14 protein-coding genes are annotated in these 17,450 nt (G+C 59.0%); 8 read left to right on the forward strand and 6 right to left on the reverse strand.

Annotated features, from left to right (window positions below; genetic code table 11):
• Positions 1–461: 461 nt before the first annotated feature.
• Positions 462–1,364, forward strand: a complete 903-nt coding sequence (locus EI77_RS09640; RefSeq protein WP_133795062.1) for a nuclease-related domain-containing protein — start codon at positions 462–464, stop codon at positions 1,362–1,364.
• A gap of 275 nt (positions 1,365–1,639) precedes the next feature.
• Here the strand turns inward: EI77_RS09640 and EI77_RS09645 are convergent, their stop codons facing one another.
• Together EI77_RS09645 and EI77_RS09650 are read right to left on the reverse strand one after the other, a co-directional pair.
• The gene (locus tag EI77_RS09645; protein WP_166647160.1) at positions 1,640–3,898 is read right to left on the reverse strand and encodes a TonB-dependent receptor; all 2,259 of its coding nucleotides are present in this window, start codon (positions 3,896–3,898) and stop codon (positions 1,640–1,642) included.
• A 571-nt stretch (positions 3,899–4,469) separates the two neighbouring features.
• Positions 4,470–6,977 (reverse strand): beta-ketoacyl-[acyl-carrier-protein] synthase family protein, encoded by a 2,508-nt coding sequence (locus EI77_RS09650; protein ID WP_133795064.1) that lies wholly within the window; start codon positions 6,975–6,977, stop codon positions 4,470–4,472.
• A 73-nt stretch (positions 6,978–7,050) separates the two neighbouring features.
• Between EI77_RS09650 and EI77_RS09655 the strand changes: the two genes are divergently transcribed.
• Positions 7,051–8,325, forward strand: coding sequence for an AMP-binding protein (locus tag EI77_RS09655; RefSeq protein WP_133795065.1), 1,275 nt, complete (start codon positions 7,051–7,053; stop codon positions 8,323–8,325).
• A 9-nt stretch (positions 8,326–8,334) separates the two neighbouring features.
• Here EI77_RS09655 and recD2 read toward each other — a convergent pair whose 3' ends face one another.
• Both recD2 and EI77_RS09665 read right to left on the reverse strand, forming a co-directional pair.
• Positions 8,335–10,509 (reverse strand): SF1B family DNA helicase RecD2, encoded by a 2,175-nt coding sequence (recD2, locus tag EI77_RS09660; RefSeq protein ID WP_133795066.1) that lies wholly within the window; start codon positions 10,507–10,509, stop codon positions 8,335–8,337.
• Between the two features lie 51 nt (positions 10,510–10,560).
• Positions 10,561–10,917: a hypothetical protein gene (locus EI77_RS09665; RefSeq protein ID WP_133795067.1), complete on the reverse strand. Its 357-nt coding sequence runs from the start codon at positions 10,915–10,917 to the stop codon at positions 10,561–10,563.
• A gap of 216 nt (positions 10,918–11,133) precedes the next feature.
• On the opposite strand from EI77_RS09665, the gene EI77_RS09670 reads away from it, so the two are divergent.
• The 4 genes from EI77_RS09670 to EI77_RS09685 all read left to right on the forward strand — a co-directional run bounded on the left by EI77_RS09670 (position 11,134) and on the right by EI77_RS09685 (position 13,860).
• Positions 11,134–11,874 (forward strand): TerC family protein, encoded by a 741-nt coding sequence (locus EI77_RS09670; RefSeq protein ID WP_133795629.1) that lies wholly within the window; start codon positions 11,134–11,136, stop codon positions 11,872–11,874.
• Positions 11,875–12,018: 144 nt separating this feature from the next.
• Positions 12,019–12,669: an SHD1 domain-containing protein gene (locus tag EI77_RS09675; RefSeq protein WP_133795068.1), complete on the forward strand. Its 651-nt coding sequence runs from the start codon at positions 12,019–12,021 to the stop codon at positions 12,667–12,669.
• A gap of 289 nt (positions 12,670–12,958) precedes the next feature.
• The gene (locus tag EI77_RS09680; RefSeq protein ID WP_133795069.1) at positions 12,959–13,387 is read left to right on the forward strand and encodes an Hsp20/alpha crystallin family protein; all 429 of its coding nucleotides are present in this window, start codon (positions 12,959–12,961) and stop codon (positions 13,385–13,387) included.
• Between the two features lie 77 nt (positions 13,388–13,464).
• Positions 13,465–13,860, forward strand: coding sequence for an Hsp20/alpha crystallin family protein (locus EI77_RS09685; RefSeq protein WP_133795070.1), 396 nt, complete (start codon positions 13,465–13,467; stop codon positions 13,858–13,860).
• A 120-nt stretch (positions 13,861–13,980) separates the two neighbouring features.
• Here EI77_RS09685 and EI77_RS09690 read toward each other — a convergent pair whose 3' ends face one another.
• On the reverse strand, positions 13,981–15,474 hold the full coding sequence (locus EI77_RS09690; RefSeq protein WP_166647161.1) for a PLP-dependent transferase: 1,494 nt from the start codon (positions 15,472–15,474) through the stop codon (positions 13,981–13,983).
• Between the two features lie 124 nt (positions 15,475–15,598).
• Between EI77_RS09690 and EI77_RS09695 the strand changes: the two genes are divergently transcribed.
• On the forward strand, positions 15,599–15,922 hold the full coding sequence (locus EI77_RS09695; protein WP_133795072.1) for a hypothetical protein: 324 nt from the start codon (positions 15,599–15,601) through the stop codon (positions 15,920–15,922).
• A complete protein-coding gene (locus EI77_RS24090; protein ID WP_133795073.1) occupies positions 15,919–16,329 on the forward strand; it encodes an HNH endonuclease in 411 nt (136 codons plus the stop codon). The genes EI77_RS09695 and EI77_RS24090 overlap by 4 nt, the downstream gene beginning before the upstream one ends.
• 7 nt (positions 16,330–16,336) lie before the next feature.
• Here EI77_RS24090 and trpD read toward each other — a convergent pair whose 3' ends face one another.
• The gene (gene trpD, locus EI77_RS09705) at positions 16,337–17,443 is read right to left on the reverse strand and encodes an anthranilate phosphoribosyltransferase (RefSeq protein WP_243838760.1); all 1,107 of its coding nucleotides are present in this window, start codon (positions 17,441–17,443) and stop codon (positions 16,337–16,339) included.
• Positions 17,444–17,450 lie beyond the last annotated feature (7 nt).

Raw genomic sequence — 17,450 nt, forward strand, 5'->3', positions numbered from 1 at the left:
GGATGGGGATGGGGAAGAAGATCGTTTTTTCCCCATTTGGGGATTTTTAGGTTAAAGCGTTGATGGATAACGATTTACCATGGGGATTTGATGGGGATCTTTATCCCCATTGGGGGCCGGATGGGGAAAGGGGGCTGATTTTGAAAGGTCTGCGGGTTCCCGTTTTGACGGAGGCCTTTTAGACTGCGTTGCAAGAAGGGCAGGATTCACAGCGAGAATCATGCATCAGTATATAATATTTACGGATGAACAGCAACGGTGAATGTTTGGTTTGGGCCTGCGTTATTTGAGGGGGGATGGGGGGAGCGTGGTCAGGTGATTGATGAGTCTGAATGCTTGTCGTCACTGATTTTATCCCGGCTTGATGAATAGACGGGACAGAAGCTGAGAGCCGTAAAGGGTCTTTATATACTAGGCATCAATTTGATTGAAATTACGGAATTTATAATTACCGGGATAGGATGGAAAACTCCCGAGGTCTGATTTTTGCCGGTATTTACCTGATTGTAATGTTGGGTCTGTTCTTTGGATGCTTTTTTTGGGCTGTCAAAAAACGATTAGGCAAACATCCGCTGGGGCTGGACATTCGGCTTCAGCGTCAGGCTGGAGAACATCTGCGGAAGGAATGGGAGGAAATGATCGAGAGTTTCTTTGCGCGGATGCCGCTTTTCTTGATGGCACCGTGGGCGGCTATGTTCGTGGCATCCAAGCTTTTGCGTCACTTTTCAAAAGCTGCTCCTGAGGCTGTTTTAGTGGGGATCCTCGCGTGCGCGGTAGCGGCTTTTATTGTGGCGTTGCGATGGATGCTAAAATTGACGGACCGAATACTGAACTTGCGGCTGGGCTGGTTTGGCGAGCGTGTCGTGGCGGACCAGTTGGAGACGATCAAATCGAAGGGCTATGAAGTTTTCCATGATGTGCCGTGCATCGGTGGCAGCGGTCCATTCAACCTGGACCACGTGGTGGTAGGACAGGGGATCGTGGTGGTGGTGGAAACCAAGACCCGTCGGAAGCCCAAGAACGTCAAAGACAACCACAAGGTGAGCTACAACGGTGATAAGCTGTGCTGGCCCTGGGGGCAGAGCACTCAGGAACTGGAGCAGGTGTTGAGGAATTCAGCCTGGCTGAAAAAAGAGCTGAAGACGCATCTGAACCTGGACGTGAAAGTGCGCCCTGCGCTGACCATCCCTGGCTGGTTTGTGACGGGCGGTCCACCGCAAGCGCCCGTGCTGGTCGTGGGGTACAAATTATTGCCGCAGTTCATCCTGCAGCGCTTCCCGCGTGAACTGACGGACGCCCAGACTGAATTGGTGGCCCGGCATTTGAGGAAGCTGAGCTCGGATTTGGATTATGGGGCGCTGTGAATTGTGGGGCTCGGGGGCGGGAGAGGACATGAAAACCCATGCCCCGGAAACTGTTAGCCAAACAAGTCTCACACAAAATGAGATGCCCAATGTGGCCTGTGACAATGGACGGGATGAAGAAATGAAGAGAGATTTGAAGCCTCCGCATCCCTAGCCGCTTTTAGGTTCCAAATCGAATTTACCTTCGTGGGACCATATGGGGAGTCTGCCAGAATGGGCTAGTAGGGGAAGCATCAAGTGATGCTCCGACCATGAAGTGGAAGGAGGGGCCTGTATCAAAATCGCAGGCCGACACGGAGGCCGAAGGTGGCGGGAGGGCCGCTTTCGCCGAGGTAGTAGGTATCGGCATATGTGTTCTCAGCATAGAGGTGGGCGGAGGACACATACTCGGTATCGAAGGCATTTTGGGCGAAGGCTTCCGCGAACCAGTTCCGATGCCTGATGCCTAACCGAAAGTGAGTCAGGGTGAAGGCGTCCTGCGCGGCCTGGTTGGTGGCATCAAAGTGGTAGGGGCCGATGAATTGGACATCCGCCCCCGCATAGAGGGAGAGGCTGTGCGGGAGCTTCCAGGTGAAGAGGGTGCCGACTGTGGCGGTGTAGTCGGGGGAATAAGCGAGCTGGTGACCTGAAATGGAGTGCCGCTCAATGAACACGGTTTCCATGCTGCCCCGGCGATAGGTGGCCTGGGTCAGCGCGGCCTGGCCATAGAGCTGCCAGCAGGGCAGGGGGCTCCAGGCCAGAGCGGTCTCCAGGCCGTAGGCAGAGGCATCGGCGTGGCCGACACTCACGCCGCCGTTGAAGTAGGGACTGGAGCTATGAGTGGGGTCAGACGTGTTCACCTGGAGGTTTCTCAGATCGCTGTAAAACAAGGCTAGGGAATAGCTGACGGGGGCCTGCCTGACGCGGCCTTGGAGACCCCATTCGTAGTTCCAGCTCCGGGCCTGGTTATAGTCATAGTGGGCGTCATCCCACGCATTGCCGTAATCGAACGTGGTCTGAGGCTGGCGGCCCCCGGTGAAGGAGATGTAGGTGAGCAGATCCGGCGTCAGTTCAAAGGTGAGCGCGGCCTCTGGGGTGAAGGACTGCAAGTGGCGGCTGGTGGCGGCGATTGTTAAGGGGTAATAAGCGAATGGAACGATGGGGCCGACGATGGAGAGCGCGGTTAAAAGCTGAGAACCCTCAAATCGCTGACGTTCATAGTCCCATCGCAGTCCTGTTTGCAGGTGCAGCCGTTCTCTGAAAGTGAAGGTGCCCTGGAGGTAGGTCGTGATCCCGGTCGTCTCCATCTGAGTGGCTGTGTTGATGTTTTGCGCATCCAGTGGGAAGAAGAATCCGGGAGGTGGCGTGCTCAAGTCGGCCTCTGCTTGATGAAGATTTGTCTGCTGCTCATGGTCTGTATGATGAAAGACGGCCCCGGCGTGCCAGGCCATCTTCACGGAATCGGACAGGATCACCGGTGTGTCAGCGGGGTTTGAAAGTCGGAGCGCTTGCGTGAAGGTGTGTTGCTCCGCACGGTTGCGGAGCTGCTGGAAAGTGGTGTCGCTGCGATCGACCCGCACACGTAGGGCGGGGCCTGGGCCTGATACATAACCGAGCGGAAACTCTGCGCTCCGATCCTGGTCCACCAGCCTGTCGGTTTCCCACCAGGTATAACCGGTCGTGGAGGTGAGGTCGAAGTGCTCCCCATGATAGGTGATCTGGAGGGTGGGCTGCAGGACATCGCGGTTGGAATAGCCCTCCAGATCGCGGGCACTGCCCTGGTGGGAGGTGCGGCGGAGGGCATCCAGACGGTTCAGCGCGTCATCGCCATCGCGTGCGGATTCACCGGTGATGATCAGGCGCACCTCTAATGCGGGATCTGGAGTCCAGAGGAACTGGGCTTTGCCAAAGCTGGCGCTGCGGGAGTCCAAATCATGACCTGTGGCAGGGTTTTCAGAAAAGCCGTCCCGCTCCTGATACCCACCTGCAAAGCTGAAGCCGAGCTGATCGCGGATCAGGGGGGTGGTCACGCGACCGCGAAACTCGTAGAGATTGTAGTTGCCGTAGGTGCTTTCCATTTCTCCCTCAAAGTTAGTTAGGGAAGGGCGGCGGCTGGTGATCCACAGGGCTCCGCCTAGGGAATTACGCGGTAGGGCGGTGCCTTGCGGCCCGGTCAGGACGGAAGCTTCCTCGCCGTCCAGCAACTCCACATTCGCTGAATAGCCATGGAGCTGAGGCACGCCGTCCAGGTAGGTGGTGACGTAGGGATTGCTGACGCTGCCGCCCAGACCACGAAGGAAGAAGGTGCTATCCTGACGCAGGCTGCCATGGCGCAGCCAGGCACCGGGCGTGCTCTGGGTGGCATCGCTGAGCGGGCGCATCACACGGGGCTCGGCAGACCCTGCCTGGGGCATGAGGGCAGGGAGATTGCGCAGGGAATCCAGGATCAGACTCAGGGTGAGGGGACTGGGCGCAGTGAGGGCGGCTTGCTGGGCTGGCGGTGCGGCGGCTGGTTTTGGGGCAGGCTGCCCGGGTTGGGTTTCCTGAGCTGTCATCGAAAGGGGGCTCATCGCCATGAGACAGGGCAGGATGAGCCTGGTGGGGGAGAACGGCCGATGGCTAGGAATCATGTAAGCGCCTGACTTATGCTGATTGCCCTGGTGTCGCAAGTTTCTTGGAAAAACTTGAGCAAAGAATCACAAGCGGAGAAAGGCTGAAGGGCAGGCCAGGATGGCTGCGGAGGCCCTGGTGTCAGCGCACCTCTGCGGGGTGGGCTGGGAGGAAAAGAGGGCGAAGGCCTCTGGTGAGGAGGCGTGGGTAATTTGGCGGCTTTGCCGCTGGGGTTTTGACTGCGGACAGGAGTGTCCGCGCTCCGCTCGGGGGCTTTGGGGACAATCACGAGACGGGGTGGTTTGTCGGGGATTGGAAGAAGGCGCGGGCAGGAGTGTCTAAGATACTCCACTTCGTGATAAGTAGCTCAGAGGGAGCTAGAGGAGTTCGCTAGTTAGCGGGGTAGGATCTTGGCCTTGGGGGCCTTGCCTGGGTAATTTGGCGGCTTTGCCGCTGGGTTTTGAATGCGGACAGGGAGTGTCCACGCTCCGCTCGGGGCGGGGTGCCCTTGGCACTTTATGCCTCCACGACGGCGCCGTAGGAGGCGCAGAGGGTGCCGGGGAGGGTGATGGAAATGGGCTGGCCGGTTTGTTGGGCGAGGGTGGTGGCGAGGACGAGCTGGAGGGCTCCGGCGGCACCCATGGCTTCGCCTAGGATCTGGCGAGGGTGATGGGTGATTTGGGGGCAGCTGTCTGTGGATGCGGCCCCATCGCGGGCAAGAGTGCCCACGGTACTTTTTGGGGCATCGCCGCAGTCGGGGGACAGGGGAGTGCTGGCGGGACTTTTTGGGGCGTCGTCGCAATCAAGAGCATCGCGGCAATCGCGGGCAGGAGTGCCCACGGTACTTTTTTGGGATTCGGAGTGGTCGAGGAGGGGGATGCCGGAGAGGCCGGTGATGTGATGGGGGCGGTTGAAGGTGGGATTGGCGGCGAGGGTCTGTAGCTGGGCGGCTTTTTCGGCTTCGTTGTGGAAGGGGAGGGCGGGGGTGTGGGTGAGCTTTAAGCCGGGGCCGGTGAGGCTGAGGAGGAGGGCACCGGCTCCTTCGGTGGCCTTCATTTCGGGATGGTAGTAGTGGACGGCTTCGGCTCCGAGCCAGTCGCATTCTTCAGCTCCAATGACGAGGACGTGGTCCACGAGATCCTGGAGGAGCCAGGTATGGGCGATGTCCACGGCCTCAATGATGGCGCTGGATTCCCCGATGAGGGTGGTGGCGGGGCCATCGACGCCGAGATAGGCAGCGACATGAGAGGCGGGTGCGTTGTAAACGGTCTCGGGGAAGATGAGGGGGCTGGCGAGGGCGGGGGTATCCAGGACTTCGTGGTAAAATTTGCCGCTGAACTGGACGCAGCCATTAAACATGAGCTGGACGATGCCGAGGCGGCCTGCGCCTTTGCCCTGGGGGAAGCCGGCCTGGGTGAGGGCCTCAAGGGCGGCGGCCATGGTGAATTTGGTGATGGGGCTGGCGCGGCGGAGGCGGGGGAATTTGGGCAGGGTGTCTGCGGGGGCGGGCGGTGCGGTGCGGATGGGGCATTCCCAGTCGCGGGTGCCGACGGTGCGTAGGCTGTCGGTGGTGGGAAGGGAGGTGTTGTTTAAGATGGCCTGGGCGAGGGCGGCGGTGCCCCAACCGGCGGAGGAGACGGCTCCGGCACCGGAGATGCGGAGGGGTGGGAAGCTGGTCTGCGGACGGGGGCGTCCGCGCTCCAGGGAGATGGAGGCGGGGCTTTCGAGGGTTTGCGGACGGGGGCGTCCGCACTCCGTGAAGACGAGGGTGGCGTTGGTGCCGCCGAAGCCGAAGCTGTTGGTGAGGGTGACGTTGACAGGGGCCTGGCGGAAGGTGTGGACGAGGTCGAACGAGACGGCGGGGTCGGTTTCGCGGATGTTCAGGCTGCCGGGCATCCACTGGCCGCGCATGGCCATGAGGCAGATGACAGCTTCGACGGCTCCGGCTCCGCCGAGGAGGTGGCCCATGGCGGACTTGGTGGAGCTGAGGGAGATTTTGGCGGCGGCGTCTCCGGCCCAGGCTTTGACGGCGCTGGCCTCGGCGACGTCGTTATAGGGGGTGCCGGTGCCGTGGGAGTTGATGTAAGTGACCTCGTGCGGGGCGATGCCGGCCATGGCACAGGCTCCGGTCATGGTGCGGATGGCGGCTTTACCTGCGGGATCCGGCTGGGTGAGGTGATGGAGGTCTGTGGCGGTGGCGTATCCTGCGGCGACGGCGATGGCATCGGCTCCGCGCTCGGCAGCGGCGTCTTCGCTTTCTAAAAGGACGAGGGCGGCCCCTTCGCCAAGGGCGAGACCATCGCGGGCGGCATCGAAGGGGCGGGGGATGCCGCTGGGAGCGAGGGCGCGGAGGGTATCAAACCCGGCATAGACGAGCTCTGCCAGGGCATCGTATCCGCCTGCGAGGACGCGTTTCGCCTTACCTGTCTGGATCATGGCCATGGCATCGCCGATGGCATTGGCCCCACTGGCGCAGGCATTGGAGACGAGGATCATGGGGCCATGCCAGTCGTACTCCATGGCGATGGCATTGAGCTGGCGGTGGGGCTGATAAAACTCCAGGCGGGAGATTTGGCCGGGGATTTTGGAAGGGCTGCTGGTGGCGTGACGGAAGTATTCCTGGCCGATGCCCATGGCCCCGGCGGAGGTGCCGATGATGATGGCATCAATCCCCTGAAGGCCGGGGAGCCGGGCCATGGCGAGGGTCTCGCGCAGGGCGAGGAGGAGCATTTTGGTGCCGCGATCAATGAGATGCTGGCGGCGGCCGGGGGTTTTCAGGAAGAGGCGTTCCTCTGGCAAGTCCACGTGAGCCGCGGTGCGGGCAATGCGCTGGCTGACGTCAAACATGGTGACGGGCCGGAAGGCGGTGCGATTTGCACGGAAGGAGGCTTCGTTTTCCTGCCAATCGAGGCCTAGGGGAGAGACGATGCCTGCTCCGGTGATGAGAATGCGCTGGGGATAGACGGGTACCACGGGAAAAAGAACGCTGATGACTGGGGAATGGATTCCCAGGCTTGAACTCACGGGGGCAGGCTGGCACAGTCCTGGCTCAACCACCCGCGCCGTCTGGTTTAACCGTGCGCGGCGGAGAGTTCAAATGTTTGCTGATCGTTGGAAACAAATCCTGAGCCTGCGGGGTGATGAAACCGCACTGTGGCACCCTGGGGGGGCCCTGAGTTACCATGCCCTGGAGGCGGCGGCACGTGCGCTGCCGGTGCAGAGCTGCGGGAGGCTGGGGAGGTATTATCTGGCACAGGGGGATGGGCCGGAGGTCACGATCGCGCTGCTGGCGGGTTTTTTAACGGGGAAACCGGTGCAAGTGGTGGAGAAGGACCGCACACGCCGGGTGCCTGCCTGCTGTGTGCCGAGGAATGTGGCGCTGGTGAAGCAGACGGTGGGCAGCTCCGGGGTGAGGCGGTGCCAGTTTTTTACGTTTGCGCAAGTGGCGGCGGATGTGGACCGGCTGCACGTGGCACTGGGGCTGGGGCAGTGTGGTGCTGCGCTGGCACCGCTGAGTGTGGCGCACAGCTTTGGCCTAACGACGACGGTGCTGCAGACGCTGCTGAACGGGCTGCCGACGCATTGGCTGCCGACGCCTTTTCCCTGCGGGATGACGGAGGCGCTGGGGATGCATGAGGATGCTTTTTTACCGGGGGTTCCGGCGATGTGGAAGGCGTGGATGATCTCTGGCTTGGACCTGGGGAGGGTGAAGCTGGCTGTCTCGGCGGGGTCGCCGCTGACGCTGGAGCTGGAGGGGAAGGTGAGGGACAGTTCCCAGCTGAAGCTGCACAATCTGTATGGAACGAGCGAGACGGGGGCCATCAGCTATGATGCGACGGAAGCTCCGCGCACTGAGGCCGGGGACCTGGGGACACTGCTGCCGGGGGTGAATGCGACGACGGAGCAGGGAAGGCTGCTGGTGGAGAGCGATGCGGTGGGGCTGGGCTATGACACGGTGCAGCCGGGGGAGCTCTTCCACCATGGGCGGCACCGGACCTGGGACTGTGTGAAACTGAAAGGCGGGGCGCTTTCCTATGTGGGCTGTGATGGGGCGGGGATCAATGTGGCCAGCCGCAAGCTGAGCCCAACGGTGATCGCGGAAAAGATCCGCCAGGCGACGGGGGTGCGGCATGTGCGCATCCACGGACACACAAGCCGGGATCCTGAAAGGGTGCAGGATGTGGTGGCGTGCATCGGGGTGACGCCGGAGCAATTGACGTGTGAATTTAAATCAAAGGCCTGTGCGACGCTGGCCCCCTGGGAGGTGCCGAGGCATTGGCGGATCGAGAATCCGGGGCGCGTGAACCCTGATGCGGGGCGCGCAGATGGGATGGGAGATGTGGGGACGCAAATGGCGCTGCCGGTTTCCTAACCACAAGCGCTATAAGAGATCCTGCAAACCGGTCCAGCGCTTGCGGCTTTCCTGCCTGCCGACGGCGAGGCTGAGGGCGCGGGGATCCCCGACGAGGATGACAAGCCGTCGGGCGCGGGTGACGGCGGTATAGATGAGGCTGCGCTCCAGCAAAACATAATGCTGGGTACTCACGGGTATGATGACGCAGGGGAATTCGCTGCCCTGGCTTTTATGGATGGTGAGGGCATAGGCGAGCTGGAGTTCATCCAGCTCTCCAGGCTCGTATTCGACGAGGCGGTCGCCTTCGAAACGGACGCTCATTTTGAGAGGCTCGGTCTCGATGGTGACGATGTGGCCGATATCGCCATTGAAGACTTCTTTGTCGTAGTTGTTGTGAGTCTGGATGACTTTGTCGCCGACGCGGAAAGTGGTCTGGAAGCGTTCGAGTTCATACTTGAGATCGCTGGGGGGATTGAGGGCAGACTGAAGTGCTTCATTGAGGCTGCGGGTGCCTAACAAATGACGGTTCATGGGCGTGAGCACCTGGATATCCTGGACGGGATCGAACTTGTATTTAGCGGGCAGGCGCTGATGGGCGAGCTGGACGATAAGGTCGCGGGTTTCCTCCGGGGATTGGGTTTCCAGGAAAAAGAAGTCGCCATCGCGCTGCGGCTTGAGATCAGGCACGCGGCCGCAGTTGATCTCGTGGGCGCTGGTGATAATGCGGCTGGTGGCGGCCTGGCGGAAGATTTCGGTGAGCTGCACGCAGGGCACCTTGCCGCTGGTGATGAGATCATTCAGCACCATGCCGGGACCGACGGAAGGAAGCTGGTCTGCATCCCCGACGAGAAGGAGATGAGCACCCTCCGGCAGAGCGGAGAGAAACTGGGCCATCAGTGGTGCATCCAGCATGGAGCATTCATCTACTACGAAGAGATCCCCCGTGAGGGGCTTGCCACGATGTCTGCCCCAGGTGCCCTGCCCCTGATATTCTAACAAACGATGCAGCGTTTTTGCTTCGATGCCGGTGCTTTCGTTCAGGCGCTTGGCGGCGCGGCCGGTAGGTGCAGCAAGGGTCATCTTGACCTTCTGTCGGCCGAGAATGGTGAGGATGGTGCGAAGGATGGTGGTCTTGCCCACACCGGGGCCCCCGGTGATGATGAGGCAGCGGTTTTGCAGGGCTTCTTTGACGGCGCGTTGCTGGCTTTCAGCGAGGACCTTGCCAGTGTCCTGCGCTGCCTGAGCGATCATTTTTTCTTGATCCATTATTGGATAGGCCGCTGGCAGGGCGGTAAGCTCATGGATGGAATGGGCGATGCTTTGCTCTGCTGCACGCAAGTAAGGTAAGTAAAGGACGGGCTGGCCTTTGAGGTCATGGCGCTCAAGCAAGGAGGAGGTGATGAGTGCCGCGACTTGTGGGCTAACGAGGTTGGGAGCACAGTCTAGAAGCTGCGCCGTTTGCGCCATGAGTGCTTCCTCCGGCAGGCAGCAGTGGCCGCTGGCGGCGGCAGTCTCCAGGCCATGAAGGATGCCAGCGCGGATGCGCTCCGGCGCGTCTTTGGCCACGCCCATCTGATGCGCGATGCCATCCGCTGTTTTGAATCCGATGCCGTGAATGTCCTGGGCCAGCCGGTAAGGATTGGTTGTCAGGACGGAGAGGGCTTCGTCGCCATAGGTCTTGTGGATGCGCAGGGCGCGGGAGGAGCTGATGCCGTTTTGATGCAGAAACAGCATGATGTTATGCACTGATTTCTGCTTCATCCAGGATTCGCGAATCTCCTGGCGGCGTTTTTTGCCGATGCCCTCCACGCCTTCGAGTTTCGATGATTCGTTCTCGATGATTTCGAAGATGGCTTTGCCAAATTTTTTCACCAACCGCTTGGCGTAGGCCGGGCCAATGCCTTCGATGAGGCCGCTGCCGAGGTATTTTTCGATGCCTTCGCTGGAATCGGGCCGGGTGAGCTTCAGCGTGTCCGCTTTGAACTGCTGGCCGTAGTCGCGGGTGGATTCCCAGTGGCCCATAGCTTCAAACTGCTCGCCTGCGACGACACGCGGGGATTTGCCGATGAGGCTGACAGGCTCGCGACGGCCTTTGGGGATGACTTTGAGGATGCAATAACCGGTTTCCTCTGTGTGATACACCACCCGCTCCACCAGCCCGTACAGGGTCTCGGCAGGGGCAGGGCTGGCGTCGCGGTTCATGCCTTAAGACTAAGGTGAACTGCAGAGGAATCGCAAATCTTCAAATGCGGATTACCGGCTGCTCAGCCACAACCAGACGGCGGTGATGATGAGTCCACCCAGGGTGAGGAGGATGAGGTGGACTTTGAGCTTCAGCCAGCGGCGTCGCTTTATTTCACGGGGATCGTTTTCGATGCTTTGCAATTGCTGCATCACGGCCTGGACTTGCGTGTCCACAAACTGGGGGGCCTGGCCGGCCTGGATCTGCTGTGAAACGGCCTCCAGCTTTTCGTGGCTCAGGTAGTGATCGGTAGTGATCAGGTGCCGGGCGCGGTCCTCCAGACTTTTTGGGAGATGGCGGCAGCCGGGGCAGCGCTTCCAGGCTCCCGTTTTCATATGTCCACATTCCAGGCAAACAGCGGCGGTCATGGGTTGTTATAGCTCAATTTCGAGGAATTGAAAAGGCATCCCCCTTCAGTGCTGGATCTGGAAAAGGAGGCGAAGCGAAATGCATGCGATTACATAAATCAGGTTTGTCTGGAATCGGCAGGTCCTTGATTGCCCTTGGCATAACCTGAGCTAGCATCGGCGCACTCAACTTACTCTATGGATCTACTTCCCCTCCTCGCTGTTAATGTATTCGACATGTCTTGGGCTTCCAGCCCGGAGGCATGGATCGCCCTGGCCACCCTGACGATCATGGAGATCGTCCTGGGGATCGATAACATCGTCTTCATTTCCATCCTGGTGGACAAGCTGCCTGTGGCGGAACGGCCACGTGCGCGGTTCCTGGGCCTGGGTTTTGCCATGGTGACGCGTATCATTCTGTTGCTATGCATCACCTGGGTCATGCAGCTCAATTCCGCCCTGTTCACCGTTTTCGGACACGATATCTCGGGCAAGGACCTGATTCTCATTCTAGGTGGCCTGTTTCTACTTTGGAAGAGCACCAAAGAAATTCATCATAAGATCGAAGGCGATGCGGAAGAAGCCCACACAGGGGGCGTCAAACGTGCGGCCCTGGGTGCCATCCTGGTGCAGATCGCCATTCTCGATATCGTGTTCTCCCTGGACTCCGTGATCACGGCTGTGGGGATGGTGGATCATATCATGGTCATGGTCATCGCCGTTATGGTAGCTGTTGGCTTCATGATGGTCTTCGCAGGAACCGTCAGTGATTTCATCAGCAGGCACCCGACCGTGAAGGTCCTGGCGCTCTCCTTTCTTCTGCTCATCGGAACGACGCTGATCGCAGAAGGCTTCCAGGTGCACTTCCAGAAAGGCTACGTCTATTTTGCCATGGCGTTCTCCATCTTGGTGGAGTTCCTGAACATCCGCATGAAGAGCAAGGCGGAGAAAAAAGCCTTGGCTGCGAAGGCGAACTAAGATTCTGCTCTTTGAGGGGTGAAATATCCTTCAGAAGAACCCTGGGTGAATAATAAAGCTTTGTCCTGAAAGAGTTTGGTGCTTTCACAGGTTTGAACACCTGTGAAAGCGAACTTTTCATTCAGGGTCCAGACTCTTGTCAGCATGATGGTGATTTGGGCCAGTGTAACTGCCCAAGGGGCTGATACACGGGTTTACACAGACAAATCCGGCCGTTCCATTACGGCTGAACTGATTGCTGTGAATGGTGGTATGGTGACTTTGAAACGTGTAGACGGACAGTCTTTCACGGTCAGCCGGGACACTTTTTCTGAGAAGGACCTTCAGTTTTTCAAGGCCTTTGAAGAAGCAGCTCGGGAAGCTGAGAAAAACCGCAAGGGGCCTGCAGAGGCACCTCCCAATTCTGTTGTCATCGAAGCCCTGGTCGATGGACCCTCGGAACTGCGGGTGAAGAAAGATGGCATTTACTGGATCAACGGTGGCAATGCCAAACCGGGCCACCATTTTGGCCAGGAAGAGCCGACCTATGTGGATGGGAAATCCTGGAGGCCGAACTGGAAGGAGCCTCGGAAAGATCGTGGCGTGGACCGCACCGCGACGAAAAGTGTGGATGGCCTGGACCCTTTGAAGACGGAATTCAAGCTGCTGAATGTCACCCTGCATCAGGGAGGTCATGGCATCGAAAAGCGCGATGCGATCCGCGTGAGCCAGATTGATGAGGAGCTTTCTATCCTTATTCCAGACTCTCAGGGCGGCTCTTGCTGGTATCGATTTGCTCTCATCAAGAAGAAATAGCGAAGCTGAGGGGATGGAGGAGATCCGTGGTCTCCTATAGGCAACCATGATGGGGAATACGCTGCCTAATTTCAATAATGCCAAATGTGCATTATGGCGGAGAAAGAATGACTCCATAAACGCCAAAATGGCTCATATATAGAGTATATTTAAGAAGGGAACGATTTGTTAATACGTTGATAGCCAACGTATTAATAGAACTGAGTGGGTTTTGGCACAAGCTATGCACATAGATAGAACTGTCATCTGACAACACTCTACAGTGATAACTTTAAACCTACCTAATCCTATGAAACTCGCACGTTATACCCCTTCGTTTGACCTTGGTCGTGTCGCCGATTTTGATCAGTGGCTGCGCCATCCCTTTGCTGGTTTCCCTGCCGTGGGGCAGTTGCTCGGAGAATTCATTCCCGGGGCGGCGGGCCGCCTCGCCACAGATGTGTATGAGGACAAGGACAATTACTATGCCCGCTTTGAGCTGCCCGGCCTGAAAAAGGAAGATGTGAAAGTGGAGGTCCATGACCGCCTGCTGACCGTCTCCGCCGAGCGCCGCGAAAAAACAGATCAGAATGAAGAATCCTTCGTCTTCAGCCGCTCGGTCTCGGTGCCTGAAGGTGTCCGTGGGGACGCCATCGCGGCCAAGCTGGAAGACGGTATTCTGACCGTCACGCTGCCCAAGCAGGAAGAGCGCAAACCGAAGCTCATCCAGGTCGATTAATCCTCCACATCCACCGGAGGCGGGTGCCGTCACTCGCCTCCATCCCCAGCACTTTTAATCTCCATTTTATTGATCCTATGAATGCTACCTGCACACCTTCTACTTGCTCTCCTTCCACCCGCAGCGCTCCCAGTGTGGGCGTGACTGAAAACCTCCAGAAACCTGTCTATACCGTTGCCGGAAACGACGATGTCTATGAAGTCCGCGTCCAGCTCCCTGGCGTGGCCAAGGGAGGGGTCAAAATTGACCTTGAGGATAACGTCCTCTCCATCCGTGGTGAACGGCAGTCTACCGTTCCTGAAGGGTGGAAGCCGCTGCATCGCGAGCTTTCGACTTTAGGCTATCAACTCCGCCTGCGTCTGAACACACCGGTGGATGAAGACAAGCTCACGGCGAACCTCGAAAACGGTGTGCTGACGCTGAAGCTTCCCGTCAAGGAAGCCGCGAAACCCCGTCGGATTGAGGTCCAGTAAACTCATCCTTTTATCCCCCAACCTGAGAGCGCAGCATCGGCAACGGTGCTGCGTTTTTGCGTCTTTGCGTCTTTGATGGGGGAGCCGGAAATCCTGCGTCCTTATTCGAGGACGCTTGGGTTAGACGTAATTCAAGGCCTCTTCAAATCTGGCAATGAGGTCGGCGGTCTCTTCGAGGCCTGCGGAGACGCGGATCAGGTGGCGGGGGACGCCGCAGCTTTCGGCCCAGTCGAGCTCGGTATAATGGGCGAGCAGGGTGTAAGGGCAAACGAGGGTGAAATCGGTGCCCAGGCTGGGGCCTTTGCAGACGCGCAGCTCATCGTAAAAGGGAGGGCTGGTGGTGGCGGCATCCTTGAGCAGGAAGGAGAAGAGACAGCCGTAGCTGCCGCCTTCACGACGGATGGATTCGTATCCTGGACCGCCTTGCTGGCTGGCATGCCAGACACATTCCACCTTCGGATGCGCGGCCAGGTATTCGGCCAGGGCCAGGGCATTGCGGCTCATCGTCTCCACCCGCGAGACGAAGTCCCGTGAGTTTTGTTCCAGTGCCACGGCATCCTCACACCACAGTTCATGATCCGCATGCTGCTTCAGGAAGGAAGAGAAGGCCGCGTGATGTGGGGAGGCGCGGTTGAGGATGACACTGCCGGCGAGTACGTCCCCTGCGCCGGAAAAGCTCTTGGTTAGGCTGCTGGTCACCACATCAGCCACACGGCAGGCATCGGCATTGACGGCGGTGGAAACGGTATCATCCACGATGAGCGGCACCTGCGGCTGGGTTTCCGAGCGGATAGCTAGCAGGCGCGGAAGGTCCACGCAGCGCAGGAGCGGATTGCTCGGCGCTTCGCAGAATAGACCCGCGATCTTCTCCCCTGAGAGCAGGATTTGAAGCTGGCCGTATTCGCTTTCCTGGCTCATCGGCAGGAAATAGACACCGCTACCGAAGGTTTCCTGGAGCTTCAACACGTCCACATACGGGAAGTCCAGTTGCACGGTTTTCCTGCCAGGGAAAAGGGAAGTCAGCATGCGATGCACGGCAAAATTGGCCGCCATGCCGGAGGGGAAAAGGAAGACGTCCTCAGGTTGTTGCCCGGCCAGATCCGCCAGACGCTGACGGATGGTAGCGCTGGCCGTTTTGCCTGCTTCTTCGGTGACGTTACCCGTGGTCTGACCTAGCACGTGTGTGGCCTGGCGGGTGCTGACCACTTCGCCACAGAAACGCCAGAAACGACGTGCGTTCACATAGGCATCTGCGGGGAAAAGGGCCACGCCGAGTTTCTGGTCCCGCCATTCGAGGGCGCGTCCGGAGAATCCATCCCGGGCGATGAATTCCAGGCACCTTTGCGCATGGCTGAGGCGTGGGAAAACGATGGCGCGCTCACCTGGCGCACCCAGTTCCTTTTCCGCTTGGGCAAAGAGGGCGCTGACGGCAGGCGGGCAGCAGAAACGCGGGTAACCGGAGCGGAACTTCGAAATGATGTCCTGATCCCCCTCTTCATAACCGATCACATGACTCCAGAGCGGCAGCGAGACGCTGACACCGAAATCATTATTGGGCAGGGGAGAGCCCAGGGAATCGGCTTGCCAGAGGGGATGGCGCAAAAGGTCGGACATGGCGGGGAGGGCAAGCATTACGCCGCCCAGGCGAAGGCTCAACTGCAATCCTGGATGAAGCTCATGTTCGCCTCAGCAGTGGTTCAACGAGTCCACGCCTGGTAGTGAGGGGCGGAAAGGGTGCTTGAGAAAAATCGTGGATAGTCGAGGTGCCTGCAAAATGGTTCGATGCGCGCTCTTCACGCAAATTGACAAAGACTGGGTAGAGGCAGATAATGCCAACATGGCAGCAGTCATTTCGGCACCAAAATCCTGGGTCGCATCCGTGGGGCGTCTTTCCCTTCCAAAGAAGACGGAGAGGAGATTGCATGCGTTGATGGAGCGCAACAATGATGGCCAGCTAACGGCTACAGAGCGACGCGAACTGGCGGCACTGGTGGAATGGAGTGAAAATGTGTCGCTTATCCGTGCAGAGGCATTGAAATTATTGGGCAGACAGCCTGCATGAATGTGCCCGTTTCATTGGCACTGAAGGTTCGTCAGAGGGCAGGCTATCGGTGCGAGTTTTGTCGCATGAGTCAGTCTCTCCAAGAGGCCTCTTTTCACATTGAGCATATTTTACCCAGGGTTCACGGCGGCGAGACTGCCTTACCGAACTTGGCTCTTGCTTGTCCTGGCTGCAATCTACATAAGGCAGATCGAACTCACGCAAAGAATCCCGGCACAGGTGAAATAGTTTCGTTATTTCACCCCCGAAAGCACTCTTGGGGAGACCATTTTGAGTGGGTGGCTTTTCGTCTGGAAGGCAAAAGTCCGGAGGGCGGTGCTACCGTGGCGTTGTTGAAGCAAAATCACCCTCGCCGCCTCCTAATCCGGAAGGCGGAACATGGGTTTGGCCTCTTTCCTCCTGACTAAAAGTAACTCAGCACCAATCCCGCATGGCGACCATTTTGGCGTGGGCGGCACCGCGGTCGAGGAGGGATTCGGCCAGGGTTTTGCCTTCAGGGAGATCGGCGGCCAGGCCGGTGATGACGAAGCCGGCGGCGGCATTGAGCACGGCGATGTCGCGCTTGGGGCCTTTGAGGGTCAGGTCGAGGATGCCTTCAATGATGGCGGCGTTTTCCCGGGCATCGCCGCCCACGAGATCCTCGAGAACGGCAGGGCTGAAACCGAGGCTGGAGGGATCGACCGTTGTTTCGGTAAGTATTCCATCGCGGATCTGGCAGACCTGGTTTTTCCCGAGGGTGGAGAGTTCATCCATGCCGCTGCCGTCTTTGCCGGTGCCGTGGACCACCCAGGCACTTTTGCGGCCGAGGGTCTGGAGGATTTCGCCAAAGGAGCGTGTCAGGGACGGGTCAAAGACACCCAACAGCTGGTAGTGTGGACGGGCGGGATTGAGCAGGGGGCCGAGGAGATTGAAGATGGAGCGCTGGCCTTCAGCGGCGAGGATCTTGCGCGCATCGGCCACGGCTTTGAAGGCAGGATGGTAGAGGGGGGCAAAGAAGAAACCGAGGCCGTTGGTCTCCATGCCACGGGCAACCCGGTCCACGGGCAGGTCGATGCGGATGCCCAGGGCCTCCAGCACATCGGCACCGCCCGCTTTGCTGGTCACGCCGCGGTTGCCGTGCTTGGTCACACAGACACCGCCTGCGGCCAGGATGAACATGGCGGTGGTGGAGACATTGAAGAGATGCAGTTTGTCCCCTCCGGTGCCTACCACATCCAGCATGGGGCCGGGCAGCTTGTCATGGTCCAGGCCTGGATCCACCGCGAGGCGGAGAAACTCCTGAACAAAGAAGGCAATCTCCGCCGGAGTTTCGCCTTTTTTGGCCATGGTCCTCAAGAAGTTGGCCTTGGTTTCCGCAGATTCCTGATCATCCACCAGGAAGGCGGCGGCTTCGCGCACTTGGGCTTCGGTCAGGCTTTTGCCTTCGGCGAGGGGAGTGAGGATGGTCTGCATGGATTGGGATGCTGGCAGAGGTGACGGGTTTTGGCAATCGCCTGTGCGCAACGATTCCTTGTCTTTCATGCAAAGG

The sequence above is a fragment of the Prosthecobacter fusiformis genome, from assembly GCF_004364345.1.
GTDB classification, from domain to species: Bacteria; Verrucomicrobiota; Verrucomicrobiia; order Verrucomicrobiales; family Verrucomicrobiaceae; genus Prosthecobacter; species Prosthecobacter fusiformis.